Origin of the sequence: Streptomyces sp. 891-h (assembly GCF_022760275.1) — a bacterium.
Lineage (GTDB): Bacteria > Actinomycetota > Actinomycetes > Streptomycetales > Streptomycetaceae > Streptomyces > Streptomyces spirodelae.
Window position 1 is genome coordinate 1874848 of sequence record NZ_CP050693.1, and the last position, 25365, is coordinate 1900212.

At 71.4% G+C, this 25365-nt stretch carries 19 protein-coding genes; 6 read left to right on the forward strand and 13 right to left on the reverse strand.

Annotated features, from left to right (window positions below; genetic code table 11):
• Positions 1–298: 298 nt before the first annotated feature.
• Complete coding sequence (gene lexA / locus HC362_RS07920) at positions 299–1108, forward strand: transcriptional repressor LexA (RefSeq protein WP_243083207.1); 810 nt, start codon at positions 299–301, stop codon at positions 1106–1108.
• A 264-nt stretch (positions 1109–1372) separates the two neighbouring features.
• On the opposite strand, the gene HC362_RS07925 is transcribed toward lexA, so the two are convergent.
• The 4 genes from HC362_RS07925 to HC362_RS07940 form a co-directional block, all read right to left on the reverse strand.
• Positions 1373–3355 (reverse strand): ATP-dependent DNA helicase, encoded by a 1983-nt coding sequence (locus HC362_RS07925; RefSeq protein ID WP_243083208.1) that lies wholly within the window; start codon positions 3353–3355, stop codon positions 1373–1375.
• 140 nt (positions 3356–3495) lie between these two features.
• The gene (locus HC362_RS07930) at positions 3496–5301 is read right to left on the reverse strand and encodes an IucA/IucC family siderophore biosynthesis protein (protein ID WP_243083209.1); all 1806 of its coding nucleotides are present in this window, start codon (positions 5299–5301) and stop codon (positions 3496–3498) included.
• A gap of 73 nt (positions 5302–5374) precedes the next feature.
• Positions 5375–6229, reverse strand: a complete 855-nt coding sequence (locus tag HC362_RS07935) for a GNAT family N-acetyltransferase (RefSeq protein WP_243083210.1) — start codon at positions 6227–6229, stop codon at positions 5375–5377.
• A 40-nt stretch (positions 6230–6269) separates the two neighbouring features.
• Entirely contained in the window at positions 6270–8630 is a 2361-nt protein-coding gene (locus HC362_RS07940) for an IucA/IucC family protein (protein WP_243083211.1), read from the reverse strand.
• A gap of 289 nt (positions 8631–8919) precedes the next feature.
• On the opposite strand from HC362_RS07940, the gene HC362_RS07945 reads away from it, so the two are divergent.
• Both HC362_RS07945 and HC362_RS07950 read left to right on the forward strand, forming a co-directional pair.
• Complete coding sequence (locus HC362_RS07945; protein ID WP_243083212.1) at positions 8920–10143, forward strand: trypsin-like peptidase domain-containing protein; 1224 nt, start codon at positions 8920–8922, stop codon at positions 10141–10143.
• 72 nt (positions 10144–10215) lie between these two features.
• The gene (locus tag HC362_RS07950) at positions 10216–11418 is read left to right on the forward strand and encodes a hypothetical protein (RefSeq protein WP_243083213.1); all 1203 of its coding nucleotides are present in this window, start codon (positions 10216–10218) and stop codon (positions 11416–11418) included.
• A 126-nt stretch (positions 11419–11544) separates the two neighbouring features.
• Here the strand turns inward: HC362_RS07950 and hflX are convergent, their stop codons facing one another.
• The 6 genes from hflX to miaA form a co-directional block, all read right to left on the reverse strand.
• The gene (hflX, locus tag HC362_RS07955; RefSeq protein ID WP_243083214.1) at positions 11545–13044 is read right to left on the reverse strand and encodes a GTPase HflX; all 1500 of its coding nucleotides are present in this window, start codon (positions 13042–13044) and stop codon (positions 11545–11547) included.
• 306 nt (positions 13045–13350) lie between these two features.
• On the reverse strand, positions 13351–14910 hold the full coding sequence (locus tag HC362_RS07960; RefSeq protein ID WP_243083215.1) for a M1 family metallopeptidase: 1560 nt from the start codon (positions 14908–14910) through the stop codon (positions 13351–13353).
• A gap of 105 nt (positions 14911–15015) precedes the next feature.
• The gene (locus HC362_RS07965; RefSeq protein ID WP_243083216.1) at positions 15016–17280 is read right to left on the reverse strand and encodes an HD domain-containing protein; all 2265 of its coding nucleotides are present in this window, start codon (positions 17278–17280) and stop codon (positions 15016–15018) included.
• Between the two features lie 181 nt (positions 17281–17461).
• Positions 17462–18343 carry a diaminopimelate epimerase gene (gene dapF / locus HC362_RS07970; protein ID WP_243083217.1) on the reverse strand — a complete coding sequence of 294 codons (882 nt, stop codon included), beginning with the start codon at positions 18341–18343 and terminating at the stop codon, positions 17462–17464.
• Between the two features lie 35 nt (positions 18344–18378).
• The gene (locus HC362_RS07975; RefSeq protein ID WP_243083218.1) at positions 18379–18921 is read right to left on the reverse strand and encodes a hypothetical protein; all 543 of its coding nucleotides are present in this window, start codon (positions 18919–18921) and stop codon (positions 18379–18381) included.
• A 108-nt stretch (positions 18922–19029) separates the two neighbouring features.
• Entirely contained in the window at positions 19030–19989 is a 960-nt protein-coding gene (miaA, locus tag HC362_RS07980; RefSeq protein ID WP_243083219.1) for a tRNA (adenosine(37)-N6)-dimethylallyltransferase MiaA, read from the reverse strand.
• A gap of 182 nt (positions 19990–20171) precedes the next feature.
• Between miaA and HC362_RS07985 the strand changes: the two genes are divergently transcribed.
• Positions 20172–20513 carry a hypothetical protein gene (locus tag HC362_RS07985; RefSeq protein ID WP_243083220.1) on the forward strand — a complete coding sequence of 114 codons (342 nt, stop codon included), beginning with the start codon at positions 20172–20174 and terminating at the stop codon, positions 20511–20513.
• Between the two features lie 55 nt (positions 20514–20568).
• The gene (locus HC362_RS07990) at positions 20569–20841 is read left to right on the forward strand and encodes an antitoxin (RefSeq protein WP_243083221.1); all 273 of its coding nucleotides are present in this window, start codon (positions 20569–20571) and stop codon (positions 20839–20841) included.
• A gap of 159 nt (positions 20842–21000) precedes the next feature.
• Here the strand turns inward: HC362_RS07990 and HC362_RS07995 are convergent, their stop codons facing one another.
• From HC362_RS07995 to HC362_RS08005, 3 genes are all read right to left on the reverse strand, one after another.
• Entirely contained in the window at positions 21001–21708 is a 708-nt protein-coding gene (locus HC362_RS07995; protein ID WP_243083222.1) for a class III extradiol dioxygenase subunit B-like domain-containing protein, read from the reverse strand.
• 193 nt (positions 21709–21901) lie between these two features.
• Positions 21902–23419 (reverse strand): tRNA (N6-isopentenyl adenosine(37)-C2)-methylthiotransferase MiaB, encoded by a 1518-nt coding sequence (gene miaB / locus HC362_RS08000; protein WP_243083223.1) that lies wholly within the window; start codon positions 23417–23419, stop codon positions 21902–21904.
• An 84-nt stretch (positions 23420–23503) separates the two neighbouring features.
• A complete protein-coding gene (locus tag HC362_RS08005) occupies positions 23504–23932 on the reverse strand; it encodes an ATP-binding protein (protein ID WP_243083224.1) in 429 nt (142 codons plus the stop codon).
• Positions 23933–24295: 363 nt separating this feature from the next.
• Between HC362_RS08005 and HC362_RS08010 the strand changes: the two genes are divergently transcribed.
• A complete protein-coding gene (locus HC362_RS08010; protein ID WP_243088426.1) occupies positions 24296–25294 on the forward strand; it encodes a TAXI family TRAP transporter solute-binding subunit in 999 nt (332 codons plus the stop codon).
• The last annotated feature ends 71 nt before the right edge of the window (positions 25295–25365 follow it).

A 25365-nucleotide genomic window follows, 5' to 3' on the forward strand; every position in this document is an offset into this window, starting at 1 on the left:
GGCGACGGGAAACGGGACGTAGAAACACCCTCGGCGGCGACACGCACCGCTGAGGCCGAACAGCTGGAAAACGACGTACGCGGTGTATGTGGTTCGTGTGACGCACTTGAGGCGCGAGACGTCCACATATTCCGAAAGGGCCCGCCACGCCCGGCGCGACAGGCGGCTCGCCTATACACCCATCGAGCTGTAGAAGTCAGGCGAACTCCGGATTTTCACTCGAACGTGTGTTTGGCGCAACCTTTCGAAACCAACTACCGTTGTCCAGCTAGGGAGAACTTTCTCGAGAGGGGCCGACGTGACCACGACCGCAGACAGCGCCACCATCACCTCCCAGAACCGCGCAGCTCAGCCGACAGCTCAGCCAATTGACGAAATTCAGCCCGTGAATGACGCCATGAACGCAGAGATGCAGGAAGGCCAACAAGCGAAGCGATCGCTTCCCGGCCGACCTCCCGGCATCCGCGCCGACAGTTCGGGACTCACCGACCGGCAGCGCCGGGTGATCGAGGTGATCCGTGACTCGGTCCAGCGGCGCGGCTACCCACCGTCCATGCGGGAGATCGGCCAGGCGGTCGGGCTCTCCAGCACCTCCTCGGTGGCACACCAGCTGATGGCGCTCGAGCGCAAGGGCTTTCTGCGCCGCGACCCGCACCGGCCCCGCGCCTACGAGGTGCGTGGCTCGGACGCCCCCAGCAGCACGCAGGCCGCCGCCGACACCACGGGCAAGCCGTCGGCCTCCTACGTTCCGCTGGTCGGCCGGATCGCCGCCGGCGGTCCCATCCTCGCCGAGGAGTCGGTCGAGGACGTCTTCCCGCTGCCGCGCCAGCTGGTGGGCGACGGCGAACTGTTCGTCCTGAAGGTGATCGGCGACTCGATGGTCGAGGCCGCGATCTGCGACGGCGACTGGGTGACGGTACGGCGTCAGCCCGTCGCGGAGAACGGCGACATCGTGGCGGCGATGCTGGACGGCGAGGCCACCGTGAAGCGCTTCAAGCGCGAGGACGGACATGTGTGGCTGCTCCCGCACAACTCCTCGTACCAGCCGATCCCGGGTGACGACGCCACGATCCTCGGGAAGGTCGTCGCCGTGCTGCGCAGGGTCTGAGCCCCGGCTTCCCGACCCCGCGGCGTACGGCAGCGCCACAAGAGCAGGCATACGGGCCGCTGGTTCCCTCCCTCCACACCGGAACCGGCGGCCCGCCGTGTTGCGTACGCAGACGCCGTCGCGGGGGGGGGGGCACCCGGGCACGCCGTCATGCGGCACCCGGCCACACCGACGTGCCGCACCACACCGTTGTGCGGCACCACACGGTCGTATGCCGCCCCCACCCAACCCACTGGGCCGTACGGTGCCGAGCCGTGCGCGCTCCTACGCCCGCTTGGCCGCCTCGTCGATGGCGGCGAGGGAGCGGCGGACCTGGTTGCGGTCCGTCGTGTACCAGAAGTCCGGCATGGAGGCGCGCAGGAAGCTGCCGTAGCGGGCCCGCTCCAGGCGGGGATCCAGCACGGCGACCACGCCCCGGTCCCCCGTCGCCCGTACGAGCCGGCCCGCGCCCTGCGCCATCAGCAGGGCAGCGTGGGTGGCCGCCACCGCCATGAAGCCGTTGCCGCCCGCCTCCTCGACGGCCTTCTGTCTGGCGCTCATCAGCGGGTCGTCCGGGCGGGGGAAGGGCACTCTGTCCATCACCACCAGCTGGCAGTTGGGGCCCGGCACATCCACGCCCTGCCACAGCGAGAGGGTGCCGAACAGACAGGTCTCGGCGTCCTCCGCGAACCGCCGGATGAGCTCTCCCAGCGTCTCCTCGCCCTGGAGCAGGATCGGCAGTCCCAGCCGGCCGCGCAGTTCCTCGGCTGCGGCCCGCGCGCCCCGCATGGAGGAGAAGAGTCCCAGCGTGCGGCCGCCTGCCGCCTCCACCAGTTCCGAGAGCTCGTCCAGCATGTCGTTGCGCTGAGCGTCCCGCCCTGGGGGCGCCAGATGCTTGGCGACGTAGAGGATGCCCTGCTTGCGGTAGTCGAACGGGGAGCCGACATCCAGCCCCTTCCAGGGCGGTGTCTCGGCCTCCTCGCCGTCCGCTTCGCCTCCGATGCCCTCGGGGGCGAGGCCGAGCGAGGCGCCGACCCCGTTGAAGTCCCCGCCGAGTTTGAGGGTGGCGGAGGTGAGGATGACGGAGCGGTCGGTGAAGAGCTTCTCGCGCAGCAGGCCGGAGACCGAGAGCGGCGCCACCCGGAGCGAGGCTCCGTAGCGCTCGTGCCGCTCGTACCAGATGACGTCGAACTCGGAGTGCTCCAGGATGCGTTCGGCGACGTCGTGGACGTTCTCGATCGAGGCCTTGGCCTGCTTGCGGACCGCGTCCTCGTCCTGGACGGACTTGTCGCGGGTGTTGCCGAGCGCGCTCAGACAGGTGCGCCCGGCGTCCCGCAGGGCCATCAGGGCGTACTCCAGATCCTCCGGAACGGTCTCCAGCCGGCCCGGCAGAGCCAGCTCCATCAGCCGTTCGAAGGTCTCCGAGGCGGTCTGGAGCTGGTCGGCGGCCTTCTCGTCCACCAGCTTGGCGGCGCGGCGCACCGCGCGGTTGACACTGCCGGGGGCCAGCTCCCCCGTGGCGACGCCGGTGACACGGGAGACCAGCTCGTGTGCCTCGTCGACGATCAGCACCTCGTGGCCGGGGAGCACGGGGGCGCCTTCGATGGCGTCGATGGCCAGCAGGGCGTGGTTGGTGACGATCACGTCGGCCAGCTTGGCCCGCTCCCGGGCGGCCTCCGCGAAGCACTCCGCGCCGTACGCGCACTTGCTGGCCCCCAGACACTCGCGCGAGGAGACGGAGACCTGGGCCCAGGCGCGGTCGGAGACGCCGGGTTTGAGGTCGTCCCGGTCGCCCGTCTCCGTCTCGTCCGACCAGTCACGCAGCCGCAGCAGATCCTTGCCGAGCTTGGAAGTGGGGGCGGCGCTCTCGAAGGGGTCGAACAGCCCCTCCTCCTCTTCCTGCGGCACCCCCTCGTGCAGCCGGTGCAGACACAGGTAGTTCGACCTGCCCTTGAGCATGGCGAACTCCGGGCGGCGGCGCAGCAGCGGATGCAGTGCCTCGACGGTGCGCGGCAGGTCACGCTCGATGAGCTGGCGCTGGAGGGCGAGCGTGGCGGTGGCGACCACCACCGGCTCTCCGTGGGCGAGCGCGGGGACCAGATAGCCGAGCGACTTTCCGGTGCCGGTGCCCGCCTGCACGAGGAGGTGGCGGCCGGCCTCGACAGCCTCGGCGACGGCCTCGGCCATAGCGGCCTGACCTGGGCGTTCGGTGCCTGCGACGGCTGTGACTGCGGCCTGGAGGAGTTCGGTGACGGCGGGCTTGCTCATAGACCAGACACCTTACGCGGCACCGGTGACACTCCGCCCCGCTACTTCATCAGGCGAACGGTTCCTTCCGGCCATGACCGGCTCTGCCCCCGCACATGCGGTCCGTGCGCACACGGGTACTTCCGGTGCTCGGAACCGCTTCAATGGAGCGGATTGCGTACCGTCCCGTGCACCGCGGCGTGCGGACGTTCGGATCTGTCCCGGTAGCCGTCGGCGTGCAGCCGGTTGCGGTTCAGGCAGAGCCGTTCGATGCGCGGGGTCAGCAGGTCGAAGGTCTCGAAGCGCGGCTTCAGCCCGGGGAACCGCTCGTGGTAGCGGTCGATCTCCGCCCGTACGAGTGACCAGAAGTCGTCCTCGCTCACGCCCAATTGGGCCTCGCACAGCGGCGCCAGATAGCGGAAGACGCCGACGAAGAGCGCGGAGTGGATGAACTGGGTGAGGAAGGCGGGCGGCTCGGTCAGCAGGACGCGCCGTACGTCCTCCGGCATGGAGTCCAGCTCGGGCACCGGATCGGCGCTGACGTTGACGTCGTCGACGAAGTCCTTGATGGCCAGCCGGACAGGGACATCGCGCTCGTCGAAGACGACGATGGCGTTCTCCCCGTGCGGCGAGAAGACGGTGCCGTAGCGGTAGAGGAAGTGCAGCAGAGGCGGCAGCAGCGAAGCGAACAGGTGCCTGAGCCAGATCTCGGGCGCCAGCCCGGACCGCGTCACCAGCTCGGCGGTGAGGGAGTTGCCGTCCGCGTCGGTGTGGATCAGGGCGGCGAGGGTGCGGGCCCGCTCATCGGGTCCGAGCATCGGGAGGAGGGGTTCGCGCCAGATGCAGCCGAGCAGTTCGCGGTACTGGTACGGCGCGCTGCCCAGCGGTTCGTACACCGGGTGCGAGACGGCCACGGAGGCGACCTCGCCCAGCAGGATCACCCGGCACTCGTCGGAGAGGAACGGGTCCTGGTCGCACAGCCCCTGCACCCAGCCGGTGACGGACGGTGCGGCAACCGTACGGTCGGTCGGAAGGCCCCGCCACACCAGGGTGTTGAGGATGGCCAGCGGCAGTTTCACGGCGTGCCGGTCCGGCCTGCTCAGGTTGAGGAACGTACGGATGGACTGCTGCGGCAGTCGCAGGTCGCCGTCGCTGGGCAGCGGGAGGATCTCCCGGGCGGCCAGCTGCGAGGCGAACAGTGGCACCACGGTCTCGTCCCACTGCCAGGGGTGCACAGGCATGCAGAGGTAGTCCTGGGGCGCCACCCCGCGCGCGTGCAGCGCCTGCTGGAACGCGGCTCGTGTCCGGTCGCTCAGCTCGCGCGCGTACAGCCGGTCGGCGTCGGCCAGCCCGCCCACGCCGCGGTACTCGGCCAGCCGCCGGTGTACGGCCAGCCAGGGCAGCGGGCGCGGGGCACGGGCCTCGGGCGCCCAGCGGGATGTGTCGCTGCCGGAGAAACCGAGCCGCCCTTTGTTGGCCACCAGCCAGGGGTGCCCCGACATGTGCCCCTCCAACTCGGCGTAGCCCAGCGTGGCGAGGTCGGCGACGGGCAGCTCGGAGGCCAGCAGCCGGGTGTCGGCGGTGAGCGTGGCGGTCAGCTCGCGGATGTAGTGGCCGGCTGTCTCGCCACTCAGGCCCAGCAGCCGCTGGGCGCGGGAGACGAAGCCCAGCGGGTCCAGCGCCGGCTCCAGCGACGTGGCATCGACGTTCCAGTGGCCGTACGCGCCGCGCCGGGCGCGGAAGCGGACGGTCAGCTCGTCGTCCACGGGGAGGACGTAGCACCCCGGTGCGGCACCGGGTGCGGGCTGCGGCTGGAGGATCTCCTCGTAGGAGAACTCGGCGATCATCTTGGCGAGCAGCCGCCGGGACGCGCGGCTCCAGTGGCCGAGCCCCGCTGCGAGACCCGCAGGAACGGCTGGCGGGGCTAGATCAGAGGAGGGGGACGAGGAAGAAGAGGTTCGGGACACGGGAGTTGCTCCTTGTGGGAGGCGTGGATTCAGATGGCGGTGGCCGCGGAGCACACGGACCGCGGCCACCGGTTCACAGCTGGTGGCGCAGCTCGCGGTCCCGCACCATCAGGGCCGCGCGCTTGCCGGGGAGCTGGATCTCGGCGCCCAGCCGGAAGCCGGCGCCCAGAAAGGCCGCCACGGAGGGGACGTTGCGCACGTCCGGTTCGGCCAGCACACGTGCGCACCGGGGAAGCTGATCCAGGACGAGATCCGCGACCGTACGCAGCAGCAGCGTGCCGAGCCCCCTCCCACGGTGCGCCGCCGACCCGATGAGCAGGTGCACCCCGGTGTCGTTCGGCTGGATGCGGCAGTGCCGTGCGAGTGGGTCGAGGTCGGCGCGGTAGAGCTCCCAGTAGCTCATCGGGGCGCCGTCGAGCACTCCGACACAGGGCACGCTGCGTCCGTCACCCTCCAACTGGGGGCGCAGATGGGCCTCGGTGACCCGCTCAGGACCGGACAGCTCCCAGAAGGCAGCCACCGCGGGGTCGTTCATCCAGGCGGAGAGCAGCGACAGATCGCGCGGCAGCCGCACCGGCATCAACTGGAAGAGACCCGCTTCGGTGGGGACGGCGGGCCAGTCGGCGGGGACGCCGAGCAGAGGGGTGTGCGCCTCGAGCAGAGGGGTGTGCGCCTGACCGGCTGCTTGATCGGCGCCGGTGAGGTGGGTGAGGGGGGCGCGGGTGGAAGGGGGCGCGGGAGAGGTGTGGGAGCGGCCGTCGCGCTGTACGGGCGGCTGCGACCACTTCTGCGGCACTCCTAGATGGAGGGTGTCCGCGTCGCGGGGGGCTGTGAGGGGGTCGTCGCTGCTGGTGGGGGAGCCGGGCGCCGCCGGGTCCGCGCCGGGGGAACCGGCCGGCGGTGCGGAGCCCGGCTGGGGGTGCGGCATGACGACGTCTCCTCTCTGCGAGGGGCCGGGGGCCAGGTGGTCAAGGGGTGAGCGGGTTGTCGAGGGTGACGTAGATGGACTGGGTGTCGACCGGGCCGACGAGTTCGTCCATGCCGTGCAGCCGGGTGAGCAGATTGGCCTTGCAGCGCAGCGTCGGGGACTCCAGCAGCAGCGGGGGCAGCCGCGAGCCTGGCTCCTCGCGGGCCGCGCCCTGCAGGAAGCGCCGGAAGGCCGCGAGCAGCAGCCGCTCGTCCGCGAGCTGCTGTGAGCCGAGGGCGCCGATGAGGCCGAGGACGTTGTTGATGCCCAGGTAGTAGGCGAACCGCTCGTCGGTGACCTCGTCGTCGACGAAGGTGTCGCTCTCCACGCCGAGCCGCGCACCGGGCAGTCGCCGGCTGAGCGCCTCCCGGTGGGAGGTACGGAAGTAGAAGCCCTGGTTGTCCCGGTAGCGTCCCCCGCGCGGCCAGCCTTGTCCGTCCAGCAGTACCAGGGTGTTCTGCTGGTGGGCCTCCAGGGCGATCCCTCCGTGCGCGTCCAGCCACAGCACCGGCCGTACGACGGCGTCCAGATAGCGGAGGAACCACTCGGCGGCCACCGCTCCCACCGGTCGCATGGTCTCGCGGGCGAGCGCGCGGACCACCCGCCCGAGCCGGGAGCGCAGCTGACCGGGCGGGTCGTGCGCCTCGGGGTCGTGCGCCCCGGGGTCGGGTGCGCTGGGAACGGGCGCGGTCAGACCGGCGAGGCAGACGGCGTCGTCGCCCGCGCCGAACGGGTTGTGCCGGATGACGGTGTCGAAGCCGGGCAGCCGTCCTTCGCCGGGTACGTCGACGGCGAGCCAGGCGGGGTCGCGCACGATGTCGAAGCCCGGGTGGGCCGCCCGCCAGGCCCGGCCCAGGTCGCCCCGGAGCAGCCGGTGCACCTCCACGCCGCGCAGCAGCTCCTTACGGAGGTTCTCGCGCCGGGAGTTGGTGATCCGCAGCCCGACGGAGAGCTTGAGCATCGCGATGCTGTCCCGCCGGAAGACGGTGCGCACCGAGGATGTCGGGCTCCACCGCTCCCCCGCCTGCCCCAGGTCGTGCAGCAGTCCGGCCTCCAGCAGCGCGCGGACGGCGGAGCTGTGGCGTAGCTCCCGGGCCTGCCAGGGATGCACGGGCAGGGGCACACACTCTTCGGGTACGCGCCCGGCCAGCGCCTGCCCGCACAGGCGCAGTGCGAGCTGGGGGGCCGTGACGGGCTTGCCCCGGTCCGTCCACGCCGAATCCCCCGCGAGGGCCGAGCGGTGGACCGCCAGCCAGTGCAACGGGAAGCTGCCGCGCAGTTCGGGCGAGTAGACGGCTTCTTCGGCCTCCGAGAAGCCTTCGCGGCTCTTGGGGGTGGGGTGCAGCGGATGGCCGAAGATCAGTGCCTGCTCGGCGTCGAGGAACGGACCGGTGCCGGGCGGGGGTGCCGGATGCTCGCGGCGGTCGGCGAGGAACCGGGCGGTGCGCTGTACGGAGTCGGCGACGCGGCCCACCAGCGCGGTGTTCTCGGCTGCTCTGGCGCCGTCCGTGAGGTTCCCCTCCACCTCGGCTGGGTGCAAGCCTGCGGCGGCTGGGTGCGGGCCTGCGTCGGCTGAGGACGTGTCTGCCTCGGCGGGGCGCGTGTCCGCGGCGGCGGGGCGCGTGGGGCTTCCGTCCGCGCCGCCGGCGAGGCCCGTGCCGAGGGCGCCGCGGGTCACGGGTGCCGCGTGTGCCGCGTGGGCCGCCTCGCGGCCGATCAGCGCGGCGACGGCGACGGCCTGGAGCGGTGCCGCACCCCGCGGGGCCCCGTCCAGGTACGGCGGGTCGAAACGGTGCCAGCCGACGGGCGACCAGTGCCGTACGGGGACCAGCAGCGCGGTGCCGCTGGCGGGCAGCGGGATGCGCAGCAGATCGTCCTTGGGGCGGGTCGGGGCCGTCTCCCGTACCCAGCAGCGCAGCAGGTTCTCCAACGCCGCGGCGTCGGCCGCCATCCGGGCGTCCGGGTGCTCCAGCGGGTCGGGGTCCTGCGGAAGTCCGCTGTCGGGCGCTTCCCGGTACTCGGCCGCTCCTCGGTCCTCGGCCGGTTCCAGGTGTTCGGGGGCTTCCAGGGGTTCGGCTGCCTCAAGGTGTTCGGCCGCTTGTTCACGTGCCGGATCGCCCGGCCGGGGCTCGCCGGACTCCACCGCCGCGGACTCCGGTTCGGCGCGCCCCGGTCCTGCGTGTTCCAAGGGCCCGGGCGCCTCGGGCGCTTCGTGCGGCTGCGTGTGTTCGCTGTGCGCCGGTGATTCACATTGCTGGGCAGCGAGGCGCCGCTCCTGTTGCGGAACCATCGGCTCGATCAGGTCGGCGAGCCTCCGACGGACCGGTTCCTTCGGCTCGTCGGCTCCGGAGCGCGCGTTCACTGAAGTTTCCTCCGCTGGTGTCGACTGGGCGCGCCGGGCAGCGAGCCACTGTCCCCCATACGCATCAACGAGGTGAACGTCTCGGGATCACGGGCCAGTTGAAGTTCCCCCTCCGGTTGGGGCGAAATGCGCGGCAATCCGGGGGCGCACTGCGACTCCACGTGCGCCCGGGAACCGCTGACCCTGGTGTGCCCGTCCCGAACACCACCGGGCATAGTGGGGGCCGCCCCGCCCGGCGCGGTGCATGACAAGTCAAGAGCACGAGATCCACATCAGGGGGAGTTCAGCGATGCCATCGATAGCCAGGTCCGCGCGGCGCCGTCCGGCGCTGGCCGCGGCAGCGGTCGCCGCCGTGCTGGCGGTCACCGCGACGGCCTGCGGCCCGGAGGACGACAAGGCCGACGACAAGCCCAGCCAGGCGGCCTCCGAGGACAAGCCGAGCCGCGACCTCAAGAAGGACCTGGGTCTCCCTGACGACCTCCCGAAGGATCTGCCGACCTCCCTCGACGACCTGGACGCCTGGAAGAAGGGCGCCTGGAAGAACTGGGACCGGGACAAGTGGATGAAGGAGGCCAAGGAATTCTTCAACCCGATCATCGATGACCTGTGGGACCCGGACCGTATGAAGGACGCGGACGGGAACGACCGCAAGGTCGACGACTCGGACATCGACGACAACCCCAGCGGCGGCGACGACGGCACCGGTGAGGACGAGCGCGTCACCGACCCGACCCCGGACGCGGTCAAGGCCGCGGCGGTCAAGACTCCGTACACCTCGGACGACCTGCCCGTCGGCAAGGTGTTCATGGACACTCCGAAGGGTGCGATGGTCTGCTCCGGGTCGGTCCTGAAGGACCCCCGCCACCCGGGCAAGTCCAACCTGGTGGCCACCGCCGGTCACTGTGTGCACGGCGGCGCGGGCAAGGGCTGGTACCGCAATGTGGTCTTCGTGCCGGACTACAACCCCAAGGGACTGTCGAACCAGCAGTTGGCCACCGCCTCCAAGAGTGACGTGGCCCCCGACGGCATCTGGTGGGCCAAGCGCGCCCGTACCACCAAGCACTGGATCAACAACGGTGCCGAGCGCGGCGGCAAGGGCGCGCAGCAGGACTTCGCGGTGCTCCAGGTGCAGCCCGAGGACAAGACCAGCGGCACATCGCTGGAGGAGAAGGCCGGCGGAGCGGTGAAGCCCTCCTTCAGCACTCCGCGGGTCAAGTCGCTCAAGAGCCTCACCGCGGTGGGCTACCCGGCCGCGCCGCCCTTCGACGGCGCCCGGATGTACCGCTGCGCCGACAAGCCCGGACGGCTGACGATCGACCCGGAGCAGCCCTCGATGTACCGCATCGGCTGCACCATGACGGCGGGTTCGTCCGGCGGTCCCTGGCTGGACGCCTCGGGCACCCGGCTGCTCTCGGTGACCTCCATCGGCCCGATCACGGCCGACTGGCTGGCCGGCGCCCGTCTCGGCAAGGAGGCCAAGGCGGTCTTCGACTCGGTCAGCAAGGAGAGCTGAGCTCCCGTGCGTCCGGAACACCGTGCGCCTGACGCGCGCTTCGCACACCACTCTTCGGGGGGACCTTCCACCATGTCACGCATACGACCCGCCGGGCGCGGCCGTCCGGTCCTGGTCGCGGCGGCGCTCACCGCGACCCTCGCGCTCACCGCCACCGCCTGTACCGGGGACGACGACGGCGAGAAGAAGGCTGACGCCAAGCCCGCCGCCTCCGAGTCCGCCGACAACTCCGGCAGCGACGAGGACAAGATCGGCATCCCCGACAAGCTGCCGAAGGACCTTCCCACGTCCCTGCAGGACCTCGACAAGTGGAAGAACGGCGCCTGGAAGAACTGGGACAAGGACCAGTGGGTGCGTGAGGCCAAGGACTTCGTCAACCCCTACATCAAGGGCCACTGGGACCTGGGGCGGATGAAGAAGGCCGAGGACAACGAGAAGAAGGTCCCCAAGGACATCGAGAGCACCTCGGGTGCCGCGAACACGGCGGAGCCCCGCCCGGTCAAGGCTGAGGCGGTGAAGACCCCGTACACGCGCAACGCGGCCCCGGCCGGCAAGGTCTTCATGGACACTCCCGAAGGTCCGATGGTCTGCTCCGGCACGGTCGTCAAGGACCCGCGTCACCCGGGCAAGTCCAACCTCGTCGCCACGGCCGGCCACTGTGTGCACTCCGGCAGGAGCGGCGGCTGGCTGCGCAACATCACCTTCATCCCGGCCTTCAACGACAAGGGCCGCTCCATGCCCGCGGTCAACAGCGCCCCGCCGCAGGAGGTCGCCCCGTACGGCGAGTGGTGGGTGAAGTGGGCCCAGACCAGCAATTACTGGATCCAGAAGGGCGCCAGGTCCGGGGGCGGCGGCTCCCAGCAGGACTTCGCCGTGCTGCGCGTCGAGCCGGTGAACAAGTCCGGCAAGTCGCTCGAGGAGACCGTGGGCAACGCCGTCAAGGTCAACTTCCACGCCCCCTCGTCGTCCCGCATCCGGGGCGTGAGCAACTACGGCTACCCGGCGGCGCCGCCCTTCGACGGCGCCCGGATGTTCTCCTGCACCGACCGTCCCGGCGCGCTGACGATCGACCCGTCGCAGCCCGCGCTGTACCGCATCGGCTGCACCATGACGGGAGGCTCCTCGGGCGGCGCCTGGCTGATCAAGGGCAAGGGCGGCAAGCCGGAGCTGATCTCGGTCAACTCGATCGGCCCGCGCCCTGCCACCTGGCTGGCGGGACCGCGGCTGGGCCCGACGGCCAAGGCGGTCTTCAACGCCGCCAGCCGAAAGGGCTGACCGGCACAACCGAAAGGCTGACCGGCACAGCACTCATTCGGCGCCGCTGAGTACACACAAGGGCCCGTCCCTCCCGGTCTCCGGGAGGGACGGGCCCTTGTCTGCGATCGCTACCGCTGTGCTCGGCTACTGCCGGGCGGCCAGCGGCTGGAAGGCGCGCAGCTCGGCTGCGAGCTCCTCGTGCACCCTCGCCTTGAGCAGGGTGCCCTGTTCGATGTGCTCCTCGGAGAGCACCTCGCCCTGGTTGTGCACCCGGGAGACCAGCTTGCCCTCGGTGTAGGGCAGCAGCACCTCCAGCTCGACGGAGGGACGCGGCAGCTCGTTGTCGATCAGCTCACGGAGCTCATCGACGCCCTGCCCGGTGCGGGCCGAGACGACGAGCGCGTGCTTCTCGGCGCGCAGCAGCCGCTGCAGGACCAGCGGGTCGGCGGCGTCCGCCTTGTTGACCACGACGATCTCGGGCACGTCCGCGGCGCCCACGTCACGGATCACCTCGCGTACGGCGGCGAGCTGCTCCTCGGGGGCCGGGTGTGCGCCGTCGACCACATGGAGGACCAGATCGGCGTCACCGACCTCCTCCATGGTGGAGCGGAACGCCTCCACCAGGTGGTGCGGGAGGTGCCGGACGAAGCCGACCGTGTCGGCCAGCGTGTAGGACCGGCCGCTGGGCGTCTCCGCCTTGCGCACGGTCGGGTCCAGGGTGGCGAACAGTGCGTTCTCCACCAGCACGCCTGCACCGGTGAGCCGGTTGAGCAGCGAGGACTTGCCCGCGTTGGTGTAGCCGGCGATGGCGACCGAGGGCACCTTGTTGCGGCGGCGGTCCTGCCGCTTCACCTCGCGGCCGGTCTTCATCTCCGCGATCTCGCGGCGCATCTTCGCCATCTTCTCGCGGATGCGCCGCCGGTCCGTCTCGATCTTGGTCTCACCGGGACCACGCGTGGCCATGCCGCCGCCCGCGGAACCGGAGCCACCGCCACCCATCTGCCGGGAGAGCGACTGACCCCAGCCGCGCAGCCTGGGGAGCATGTAGTTCATCTGTGCCAGCGCCACCTGCGCCTTGCCCTCCCGGGACTTGGCGTGCTGCGCGAAGATGTCCAGGATCAGCGCCGTGCGGTCGACGACCTTCACCTTGACGACGTCTTCGAGGTGGATGAGCTGGCCAGGCGTCAGCTCACCGTCGCAGACGACAGTGTCGGCGCCGGTCTCCAGGACGATGTCCCGCAGCTCGGCGGCCTTGCCGGAGCCGATGTAGGTGGCCGCGTCCGGCTTGTCCCGGCGCTGGATGACGCCGTCGAGCACCAGTGCTCCGGCCGTCTCGGCGAGTGCCGCCAGCTCCGCGAGGGAGTTCTCGGCGTCCTGTGCCGTACCGGAGGTCCAGACGCCGACCAGCACCACGCGCTCCAGGCGCAGCTGCCGGTACTCAACCTCTGTGACGTCCTCCAGCTCGGTGGAGAGACCGGCCACTCGCCGCAGCGCCGCCCGGTCGGAGCGGTCGAGCTGATCACCGTCACGGATCTCGTCGAACGTATGACTGAGAGCGACGTCCTCTTCCATCAGGGCGTCGGCTCGGCGGTTCGTCGTGGCGAGGCGCTGGCCGTTCTGTGGAAGGGAAGAGGAGTGGGTCAAGTGGATCCTTAAGGTCGAGGGAAGCTTGTGTACCGCACAACGCTCCGGCTGCGGGGAAGATTCCCCGGCGCCGGGCCCGGGTGCGAGAGGGCCGCTCCCGCGCCGCCGCGCCGCGCGGCCACAAGGATGGTCGCACGGCGCGGCGGCGCCGTCACCCGTATTTGCCGCCGCTTCGCCCGTCTCCGCGGGGCCTCGGGAGAGGCCTCGGGAGGGGGCTCGGGGGGAATCGGGAGGAGGCTCGGGGGCTTCGAGCGTCTCCCCCACGGCCCCAGGGCCCCCAGGTTGTCCAGGGACTCCTGGCGGCTGCTACCGGTGGTGGTGCTCGGCCACGCCGGGGAGCGACCTGGCCGAGCCTGCCCCCGCCCGGCCCGTCGGAACCTTGACCGGCTCCTTCTGGGTCCAGTCGGGATGGCCCGGCATGGGCGGGGTGGTCTTCCCGTAGAGCCACTTCTTCAGGAACGCGCTCTGGTCCTGGCCGGAGACCTTGCCGGCCAGGGCGATGAAGTCGGCGGTGGTGGCGTTGGAGTCGCGGTACAGGCCGGGCCAGAGGCGCTGCAGCCGGGCGAACGCCTCCTCGCCGATCCGCTCACGCAGCGCGTACAGCACCACTGCGGAACCGTTGTACACGATCGGGCTGAAGAGCTGGATCTTCCCGCTCTTGCGCGCGGGAAGCAGCGCGGCAGGCGGCCCGTAACGCTTGCGCCAGGCGTCGGACTGCTCGTACGAGGCGCGTGCCCGCGCTTCCACCGAGAAGCCGCCCCGCTCGGCGGCGTAGGCCCACTCGTACCAGGTCGCATGTCCCTCGTTCAGCCACAGGTCGGTCCACCGGTGCGGCGAGACGCTGTTGCCGAACCACTGGTGTGCCAGCTCGTGCACCATCAGTGACTCGCGGTACCAGTCCGGGTACTTGCGGGAGGAGAGCAGTTGCTGTTCGAACAGCGAGAGCGTCTGTGTCTCCAGTTCGAATCCGGTCCGCGCCTCGGCGACCAGCAGCCCGTAGTTCTCGAACGGGTACTTCCCCGCCCGCCGCTCCATCCAGGCGACCTGCCGCGACGTCTCGTTCAGTACGGGCTCCAGCGCCCTGCGCTGACCGGTGGGGACGACGTGGCGCAGCGGCAGCCCGTGCGGTCCTGCGGAGTGCACGACAGTGTTGCGGCCGATCGACACCTGAGCCAGCTCGGTGGCCATGGGGTGCCTCATCCGGTACGTCCAGACGGTGTCCTGTCCCACGCGGGCCCGCCCGGCCGGCAGTCCGCCCGCCACTGCGGTCAGTCCCTGTGGTGCCCGCACCCGGAAGGTGAACATGGCCTTGTCCGCCGGGTGGTCGTTCGAGGGGAAGACCCGGTGTGCGGCGTCGGCCTGGTTCGCCATGGCAAGACCGCCGTCATTGGTGCGCACCCAGCCGCCGTTCTTGATGGTGGGGTCGCTGGTGTGACGGACCTCGACATGCAGATGGCCACCGCGCCGCAGGGCAGTGCGGGGGGTGACCACGAGGTCCTCCCCCGCCCTTGCGTACCGCGCGCCCTGCCCGTTGACCTCGACCGAGTGGATGTCCCCGGCCGCGAAGTCCAGGTTGAACCTGTCCATGGGCCCGGCGGTGACCTGCGCGTCGATGACGGTCCGTGCGGTGAGCGGTTTGCTGTTGTCGCCGCTGTAGTCGAAGGAGATGTCGTAGGCACGGACGTCGTAGCCGGGATTGCCCAGGTGTGGGAAGAGGTGATCGCCGATCCCGACCGCCTCGGGCGCGGGCAGCGCTGCGCCGACCAGGGCGAGCGCTGTGGCGGTGACCGTACAGGCGAGGGCACTGCGCCGTCCGACGGGTGAGCGTGGTCCGGCGGGTGAGCGTGTATGGGCTGTGAGGGCCATGGGACATCGCTACCAGCGGCCGGTGCCGCTGTTGACGTCACCGGTGCGCGTCCACCCGAAAGGGGACGCACTCCGCCCGGGTGCGACCACCGGGCGGACGGGCCGTCAGTTCGCGGCGGTCTGCCTGACCGAGCGGGTGACGTCGTAGACCCCCGGCACGCGCCGCATGGCGCGGATCAGCGCGGGCAGCCCCGCCGCGTCGGGCAGTTGCAGGGTGTAGGTGTGCCGCACCCGCTGCTCGCGCGGCGGCTCGACATCGGCCGAGACGACCGCCGCTCCCTGGGCCGCGATGGTCTCGGTGAGGTCGGCGAGCAGATGCGGCCGCCCGAACGCCTCGGCCCGCAGGGTGACCCTGCACCCTGCCTCGCCCTGCTCCCAGCGCACCGGCAGGGTGAGGCGTCCGGCGGAGGCCATCCGGGCCACCGACTGGCAGCTGTCGCGATGCACCGTCACAGCGCCGCCCCGGACCGGAAAACCGGTGACCGAGTCCGTCGGCACGGGTGTGCAGCAGCGGGCGAGGCGCACGGGTGTGCCGGGGTGGCCGGGCACCACGGGGATGTTCTCGCCGTACTCCGCGTACTCGGTGTACTCCTCCGGGGGCTGCTGAGCGTCCCACCGCGGTGCGTCCGGCTGCTGGGGTGCGTCTTCCTGCGGCTCCGGCCGGCGCTCGTCGTGCGCTGCTCCGGGGAGCACTGCTCCGGAGGACCTCTCGGACACCTTCTGGCCGGCCACCTGTCGCGTGTCCTCCGGCGCCAAGGGGCGCTCGTCGTACGGCTGGTCGGCCTCCCGTCGGCCGTGTGCGGCGAGCCACTCCCTGATGGCCAGCCGCGCGGAGGGCGTGCGTACGTGGTCGAGCCACTCCGGGGAGGGGCCCGAGGGGGCGCCGCTGCCGGACTCCAGGAAGAGCTGGAGCGCGTCCCCGTCCCGGAGCACCGTGGTGAGTGCGGCCAGCCGCCCGTTGACGCGGGCCCCGATGCAGCGGTGGGCCGCCTTGCCCAGCCGGGCGTAGGCGGCGTCCACACAGGTCGCTGCTGCGGGCAGCGGCAGCGCGCCCCCGGCCACGCCCTCCGCGCCGGGGACGGAGCAGTACACGGTGATCTCCAGGTCCTGCGCCAGTTCGTCGCGCAGTTCCTGCCAGAAGGTGTTCGGATCGGGCGCGTGGCTCTGCCACTCCAGCAGACGGGAGAGCCATCCGGGCCGGGTCGGATCGGTCCGCTCCCCCGCCCCGTCCGCTGTCCCGGCCGACACGCCCGCCTCGGCGGCGTCCGGGGCTGTCTCGGCGGCCGCGTGCGGGTCTCCGAGGGCGATGACGCCGGTCTCGGCCACCTGGTGCATCCGCCGGGTGCGTACGAGCACCTCGGCGACCTTGCCCTCGTCGTCGGCGATCGCGGTGTGCAGCGACTGGTAGAGGTTGAACTTGGGCGCGGCGATGAAGTCCTTGAACTCCGAGACGAGGGGGGCGAAGCAGGTGTGCAGCTCCCCCAGCACCGCGTAGCAGTCCGCGTCCTCGTCCACGAGGACCAGCAGCCGGGCGAAGTCGCAGTCGCCCAGCTGCCCGCGTTTGAGCCGCAGCCGGTGCACGGAGACGGTGTGCCGGGGGCGGATCAGCACCTGTGCGGCGATGCCCGCCTCGCGCAGCGTGCGTCGCACCTGTGCGGCGAAACCCGTCAGCGGGTCGGGGTGCGAGTTGTGCTCACGGATCAACTCGCGCGTCCTGCTGTGCTCTTCCGGGTGGAGGATCGCGAAGACGAGGTCCTCCAGCTCGCTCTTGAGCGCCTGGATGCCGAGCCGTTCCGCGAGCGGGATCAGTACATCCCGTGTCACCTTGGCGATGCGCACCTGTTTCTCACGCCGCATCACGCCGAGGGTGCGCATATTGTGCAGCCGGTCGGCCAGCTTGATGGACATCACCCGTACGTCGTTGCCGGTCGCGAGCAGCATCTTGCGGAACGTCTCCGGCTCCGCGGCCGAACCGTAGTCGACCTTCTCCAGCTTGGTGACGCCGTCCACCAGATAGCAGACCTGGTCGCCGAACTCCCGTCGCACCTGTTCGAGCGTCACGGCGGTGTCCTCGACCGTGTCGTGCAGCAGTGACGCGGTCAGCGTGGTGGTCTCGGCGCCCAGCTGTGCCAGCAGCAGGGTCACCGCGAGGGGATGGGTGATGTAGGGCTCGCCGCTCTTGCGCATCTGTCCCCTGTGCGAGGACTCGGCCAGCATGTAGGCCTTGCGCAGCGGTCGCAGATCGGCCCGGGGGTGGTGCGCCTTGTGCACCTTGGCGACGTGTTCGATGGCGTCCGGCAGGGAGTCCCGTGGCGTGGCGCCCAGCAGTGCCGCTCTGCTGAGTTTCCGCAGACTGCGCACCGCGCTCATGGGCACCTCCCGCTCCTGTGCACCCCGGGCCGGGGGTGCGATGGTACCGAGCCCATCACGGGCCGCTGACCGGGTCCGGCCGAGCGTGAGGCGGATCACCCCATCGTGCGACGGCGGGTCGGCGGCCCGTCGGGCGGGCGGGGGCCGTCAGAGTGCGGTCCGGGCCGTCAGAGCGCGAGCCTCAGGGGAGGAGCGCGGGGTCGATGGTGCCTTCCGCGACGATCACCGCGGGACCGGCCATCTCGATCTCGCCGTCGGGCCGCTCGGTGATCTCCAGTCGGCCCCCGGGCACGTCCACGGTGTAGGTCACCGACGCACCGTCCCTGCGCGGGTCGGCTCCGTCCCTGCGGGCTGCCGCGACCATCACGGCGCAGGCGCCCGTGCCGCAGGAGCGGGTCTCCCCCGCGCCGCGCTCGTGCACCCGCAGGGCGACGTGCCGGGGCCCCCGGGAGACGACGAACTCGACATTGACCCCGGCCGGGTAGGCGGCAGCCGGACGCACCGTGGGCGCCTCCAGCAGCCGGCCAGCGTCCGCCAGGTCCGAGACGAACGCGACCGCGTGCGGGTTGCCCATGCCCACCTTGCGCACGGGCCAGGTGTGCCCCGCGACGCTGACGGTGATCTCGTCCGTTCCGTCGTCCGGCTCCGTCAGCTCGGCCGCGCCCATGGCGATGGTGACGTGGCCGCCGTCCTCGGCGATGTGTGCCTTGCGCACACCCGCCCGGGTCGCGATGGCGACCTCGCCGGGCCGGGCCAGCCCCGCGCGCTCCAGATAGCGGGCGAAGACCCGGGCACCGTTGCCGCACATCTCCGCGACGGAGCCGTCGCTGTTGCGGTAGTCCATGAACCACTCGGCCTCGTCGGCCATGTCCTTGGCCTCGGGGTGGGCGGCCGAGCGGACGACGCGGAGTACGCCGTCACCGCCGATGCCCGCCCTCCGGTCGCACAGCCGGGCCACCGCTTCCGGGGAGAGGTCGAGCAGCCCGTCCGGGTCCGGAATGATCACGAAGTCGTTCTCTGTGCCGTGGCCCTTGAGGAACGGCACGCCTGGTGCGCTGGTCACGCTGCCGATCGTACGGGAATCCGGAGGCCGCCCGGTCAGCGCAGTCGGGCGACTCGCCAGACGGCCAGCACGACGACGGTGCAGACGACGACGGCGTAGATCAGGACCACCCGCCAGTCGGGGCGCCCGCCGGAGCCGCGCGCCGGGAGGCCGGGCCAGGTGTGCCCCACCCTGCGGGCCGCCATCACGCCCCAGCCGGCGGCGCAGCCGCACAGCAGGAGTCCGAGCATCGAGACGACCGCTCCGGAGCTGCCGCCCGGCTCGAAGGCGAGCGGGAAGGCGAACATCAGCGAGCCGAGCGCGCCGAGCACCACGATCGGTGCGAGCTGCCACAGGCGCAGCTTGCGCTGCGGGCGCAGCTCGTGCGGCTCCACCGGCGGGTCGAGCTCCGGGCCCGGCTCCCCGTCGGAGGACTCGTCCGGCTCACGGCCCGAGGACGGCTCCGGACCCGGCAGCGGCTCCTGCTCTTCCGTGTCGTCACGGTCGGCCAAGGGCTCGTCACCGACCGGCAGCAGCTCACGGTCCGAGAGGGGCTCCGCTTCCGCGGGAGAGGAGTTGTCCCGAGGGCTGGCCTCCATTGCCACGCGCCCTCCCAACTCCGGCTTCACGGCAGTCAACGATGGTCGATGATGGCACGCCAGGGGTAACGGGACGGTCGCTCAGGGCTTCCCGATGCCATCACGTGATCAGGCTGTAACCGCTTTCGTGAGCAACGCGAGCGCGGCACCCGGCAGTTCCCGCCTGTCGGCCGCCGCCCCACTGAGCCAGTTCACCCGTGGATCGCGGCGAAACCAGGAATCCTGACGGCGCGCGAAGCGCTTGGTCGCGCGGACCGTCTCCGCCCGTGCCTCCTCCAGGGTGCACTCCCCCGCGAACGCCGAGAGCACCTGCTGATACCCCAGGGCACGCGAGGCCGTACGCCCCTCCCGCAGCCCCTGCCGCTCCAGCTCGCGCACCTCGTCCACCAACCCGGTCTCCCACATGCGGTCCACCCGGCGGGCGATCCGCTCGTCCAGCTCGGGCCTGGCCACGTCCACCCCGATCTGCACCGTGTCGTAGACGGCCTCATGGCCCGGCAGATTGGCCGTGAAGGGGCGCCCGGTGATCTCGATGACCTCCAGGGCCCGCACGATGCGCCGTCCGTTGCTGGGCAGTATCGCGCGAGCGGCCTCAGGGTCGGCCGCCGCCAGCCGGGTGTGCAGAATGCCGGGGCCGTGCTCGGCCAGCTCCGCCTCCAGCCGGGCCCGCACCTGGGGATCGGTTCCGGGGAACTCCATGGCGTCCAGTGCGCCGCGTACGTAGAGTCCGGAGCCGCCGACCAGTACGGGCACCCGGCCCTGGGCGCGCAGCCTGTCGATCTCGGCCCTGGCCAGCCGTTGGTACTCGGCGACGCTCGCGGCGACGGTGACGTCCCAGATGTCGAGCAGGTGGTGCGGCACGCCCCGCCGTTCCTCCACGGTCAGCTTGGCGGTACCGATGTCCATCCCTCGGTAGAGCTGCATCGAGTCGGCGTTGACGACCTCGCCGCCCAGCTCTCGCGCGAGGAAGACACCCAGGTCGGATTTACCGGCCGCGGTGGGGCCCACGACGGCGACGACCGGCGGGGAGTCCGATGAGACAGGAAGGGGGGCGGCTGCGTCATTCACGGGTCAAGTCTCGCAAACCCGCCTGATGCTCCTCGAACGAGCGACGTGACGGGGCACCCGCGGGGTCGTTGCCCGTTGCGAGGTTCCGACAGCCGGTTTCCGCACCGGTGCCCAGGGGCGGCGCAATGGGACGCTCCGCAAGGCGCGGGATTTCGCCCACACGAGTAGGATCTGGAGTAGATATGGGCGTTTTTGCGAAGCTTCTCCGTCGTTCGTCCAGCAGGTCAACACAGGACAGCCAGCGGGCCACCCCTGCGGGGGAAACGGGAGCGGACGAGCCCGGCGCGGAGCGGGGCGAGACCCGGCGCGCCGAGACCGAAGCCCCCGCGCCCGCGGGTGACGAAGCGGCGGCCACGAGTGACGCGGCAGCCGCGAGTGGCGGCTCGGCGGAGGAGGCCCAGGCGGCCGAAGCACCGGCGGCGGACGCGGTGGCAGAGTCCGGTGCGGGGAACCCGGGGATTCCCAAGCAGCCGTCCGCCGACCAGGCCGCCGACAGCGAGACGGGCGAGAACGCCCGCCAATAGGCTCGTGCGGCGAACGCCGTACGGTACGGCGACAGCGTCGAGAAAGGGGATCGCGATGGGCTTCATGGACAAGGTCAAGGGCATGCTCGGCCAGCATGGCGACAAGGTCCAGCAGGGCGTCGACAAGGCCGCGAAGCTCGCGGATTCCAAGACCAAGGGCAAGTACAGCGACAAGATCGACTCCGGCGCCCGGAAGGCGAAGGACGCGGCGCAGCGGCTGGCCGACGAAGGTCGCGGCGAGGGCGGCTCGGGCAACGGCCCGAGCGGTTCGAGCGGCCCCGACACGGGTGCGGGCGGCGGCAGCAGCAGCGGCGGGCCCAGGACCTGATCCCGGCCGGAGGGAACGGTCGGCGCTCAGCGGGGGTGAACGGTGCGTACGCGCACCGCACACCCCCGCTGCCCTGTGTGAGCGTCCTGTCCTTCTCCGTATGCGACGTCTTCTCCGTACGCCGGAACTCTCAGCGCCCCGGACTGTGGCTACGACGGCCTACGACCAGCTCGCGACCATGTAGCCCACGCCGTAGGGCGCTTCGTCGTAGAGCAGTCGGCCGGCCAGGTCGGCCCCTTGCGCGGCGCCGGCGAGCGTCTGCCAGGACGAGCGCCCTGCGGCCTTCAGCTCGTAGGCCAGCTCCTCGTCCAGGGCCAGGAGCGCGGCACTGTCTGCGTCGCCGAGCGCACGCGCCGCCTCCGCGTCGAAGGCGGTGGCCCGCTCGTCGAAGTAGCCCGGCGCCTTGAGCGTGCGGCAGTTGCTGCCGTCCCCCATCACCAAGAGCGCCACCCGGTCCGCGCGGGCGGCCAGCTCGCGTCCCGTCTCGGCACAGCGGGCCCTGGGGAGCGGTTCCCCGATGCCGAGCCCCTCAACAGGGCAGCAGGTCCACTCTGTACGCTCCAGCAGCCACGCGCCGACAGCCAGTGACGGGGGCAACTCGCGCCGTGCCGGCTCGCCCTTGCCCAGACTCACCTCCATGGGAACGCCGAACCCGGCGAACGACCCGCGCGCACCCTGTGGGTGCGGGCCACGCCCCGAGGGCTCCGCGGGGCCGAGCACATACAACTGGTCGGGGCGGGCCGCCGCCAGGACGCCGAGGGCGTCGTAGCAGGCGGCGCGTGCCGCGTCCATCTCGGGAGCGGCACCACCCGCGACCTCGGGCACGAGCAGCGGGGGGCAGGGACATACGGCTGCGGCGACAAGCATGGCGCGCAGCTTAAGTGCCGTACGCACCACTTCCCAGCCTGCCCGCGCCGTGACTCACCCGAGCGTGCGAGATCGGCTGAAACACGTGACACCGACGCGTCCTGCCGCGTACGCCGAGGCAGGGCGCCTCCGGGGGCGCACCCGAGGCGGGATGCGCCGGCACGCCGGGCGCGCGCGGGGCGCGCCCGTGTCGTCAGTCCAGGCCGCAGCCGCCGGTGGCGGCGGGCAGCGGGTCCGGGACCCCTACGGTGGGCAGGCCGAGCATGACGCCGCTGCCCTGCCGCTCCTGCGGCGCGGCGGTGCGGCGCTCCCAGGCGTCGCCCGCGCGGGTGCGGCGCACGGCCTTGGCCGGGCCCTCGGCGAGCAGGTGGTGAGGTGCGGCGTAGGTGACCTCGACGGTCACGACATCGCCCGGGCGCACCGGTTCGTCGGGCCGGGTGAAGTGCACCAGACGGTTGTCCGGGGCGCGGCCGGACAGCCGCTGGGTGGCGTCGTCCTTGCGCCCCTCGCCCTCGGCGACCATCAGCTCCAGCGTGCGGCCGACCTGCTTCTTGTTCTCCTCCCAGGAGATCTCCTCCTGGAGGGCCACCAGGCGCTCGTAGCGCTCCTGGACGACCTCCTTGGGGACCTGGTCGGGCATCTCGGCGGCGGGCGTGCCGGGGCGCTTGCTGTACTGGAAGGTGAAGGCCTGGGCGAACCGCGCCTCGCGCACCACGTGCAGCGTCTCGGCGAAGTCCTCCTCCGTCTCACCGGGGAAGCCGACGATGATGTCGGTCGAGAGCGCGGCCTCGGGGATGGCGGCCCGGACCTTCTCGATGATGCCGAGGAAGCGTTCCTGCCGGTAGGAGCGGCGCATCGCCTTGAGGACGCGCGAGGAGCCGGACTGCAGCGGCATGTGCAGCTGCGGCATCACATTGGGCGTCTCGGCCATGGCGGCGATGACGTCGTCGGTGAAGTCGCGGGGGTGCGGGGAGGTGAAGCGCACGCGCTCCAGGCCCTCGATGCGTCCGCAGGCGCGCAGCAGCTTGCTGAACGCCTCGCGGTCACCGATGTCGGAGCCGTAGGCGTTGACGTTCTGGCCGAGCAGGGTGATCTCGCTGACGCCCTCGTCGACCAGCGTCTCGATCTCGGCGAGGATGTCGCCGGGGCGGCGGTCCTTCTCCTTGCCGCGCAGCTGGGGGACGATGCAGAAGGTGCAGGTGTTGTTGCAGCCCACCGAGACCGAGACCCAGGCCGCGTAGGCGCTCTCGCGGCGGGTGGGCAGCGTGGAGGGGAAGGCCTCGAGGGACTCCGCGATCTCCACCTGTGCCTCGTCGCGCAGGCGGGCGCGCTCCAGCAGCACGGGCAGCTTCCCCACGTTGTGGGTGCCGAAGACGACATCGACCCAGGGGGCCTTCTTGACGATGGTGTCCCGGTCCTTCTGCGCCAGGCAGCCGCCCACAGCGATCTGCATACCGGGGCGCGCGGCCTTCTTGGGGGCGAGCTGCCCGAGGTTGCCGTAGAGCCGGTTGTCGGCGTTCTCGCGTACGGCGCAGGTGTTGAAGACGACCACATCGGCGGCCTCGGCCCCCTGCGGCGCCCGGACATAGCCGGCGTCCTCCAACAGGCCCGCCATCCGCTCGGAGTCATGGACGTTCATCTGACACCCGAAGGTGCGCACCTCGTACGTCCCCTTGACGTCCACTGCCTGACTCCGGTCGCTACTGCTCATGCGACAAGGGTAGGCGTTCGCACCGACCGCCACGGCCGCCTGGTCGGGTGCGCTCGGACACCGGACGGCACACTGTGACTCACGTCACTGTGCGGCGTGTTCGGAAGGCAGCCGCAGAGTCGCCCAGACCGCGTTCCCGTCGGTGACGGAAGAGGGCCGCACGCCCCAGTCAGCGGCGAGCGCGGCCACGATGCACAGGCCCCGGCCGCTCTCGTCGGCGGCCTCGCTGTCCTTCAGTTCCGGCCTGTCGTCACCTTCGGCGTGGTCGTGCACCTCGATGCGCAGCAGTGCGGCGGGGGGCGTCTCGCGGGGTGCCAGAGCGGCGCGGCAGACCAGCTCGGCGTCGGGCAGACAACGGGTGTGCACGACGGCGTTGGTCGTCAGCTCGGAGAGCAGGAGCACGGCATCGTCGACCACCTCGTCGGATATCGACGGGTCCTTGCGCTCCCGCAGCCAGGAGGCGAAGGCGTCGCGTGCCCGGCCTATGTACTGCTCCCGGGCGGGGAAACGCAACTGCCAGGCCGGGTCTTCGGTACGTCCGGGCGGCGCCGCCGGGTGCGGGGCGCCGCCGGACGCCGGAGGCGCTGTTGTGGAGGCTGTTGCGGGATCCCTGCGAGCGGGGGCGGCGTACACGTGGAGGCGCCTTCCGTCGAGCTGGTCCCGGCCCCGCGGAAGGGCCGTGACACGTGGTCTGACCGTCACTATGGCCCCTGCAGTTCCACTCAGCAAGCGACAGTGTGAAATTTGCAGTTCGCGAATCGGCGCGTTCGCACCCGGCGTCTCGACGGGGTGACTCGCACCATTCCCGTCGTGGCCGCGGTGCTGGCAGTATCCCTTTCCATGGCCAGCCTGCGTCCGCGAACGGTGTCCCGTCCGATGCGCCGCCCGGGCGGACTCAGCACCGGTCGGCAACGCGTCCTGTGGGCCGCGACCGCCGTGCTCGTGGTGTGCGGACTGCTGGTGTGGTGGCTGCGGCCGACACCCACGCCCTCCCCCGGCGGAGAGATCACTTTCGCCACCGGGGTGCGCACCGGCGTGTACGAGCGCTACGGCACCCTGTTCAAGAAGCGGCTCGCGCGGGATCTGCCCCGGGTGGACCTGACGCTGCAGCGGAGCCAGGGCTCGGTGCAGAACCTGGCGCGGATCGTCTCCGGCGAGGCGGACTTCACCATCACCGCCTCCGACGCGCTCGCCGCCTACCGGGAGAAGGGCGGCAAGAAGGCCTCTCACATCCGGGCGTGCGCCCGGCTGTACGACGACTACATGCACCTCGTCGTACGCAGGGACTCACCGGTCGACAGTGCCAAGGACCTCAAGGGGCTGCGCGTCGGAGTCGGCGAGCGGCGCTCCGGGGTCGCCCTGGTGACCGAGAGGCTGCTCAAGGCCGCGGGGCTGGACATGGACCACGATGTGCACCCCGTGCGCAAGGGCATCGACACGATGCCAAAGCTGCTGTCCGAGGGGAAGCTGGACGCGTTCTTCTGGTCGGGCGGGCTGCCGACGGGCGCCATCGAGCGCTTGGCGGAGCGGACCGACATACGTCTGGTGCAACTCGGCGACCTGCTGCCCCGGCTGCACGAACAGCGCCCCGAGACGCGCTACTACCGCGCTGCCGTGATGGCGCCCGACGCCTACCCCACCGTGCAGCGCGGACGGTCGGTCAAGACCGTGGCCATCGCCAACCTGCTGGTGACCCTCGACAGTACGGACCCCGAACTGACCGAGGGCATCACCCGCTCCGTCATCAAGAGCAGGGACCAGATCGGACGGGAGGTGCACGCCGCCCAGAAGGTCGATCTGCGAACCGCCATCTACACCGATCCCGTGCCGCTGCACGAGGGTGCCCGCCGCTACTACCGCTCGGCCAAGCCCTGACCTGCACCGCTCGGCCGAGCCCTGACCGGAACGTCGCTGCCGACGCCAGGCCCCGACCCCACCAAGGAGCC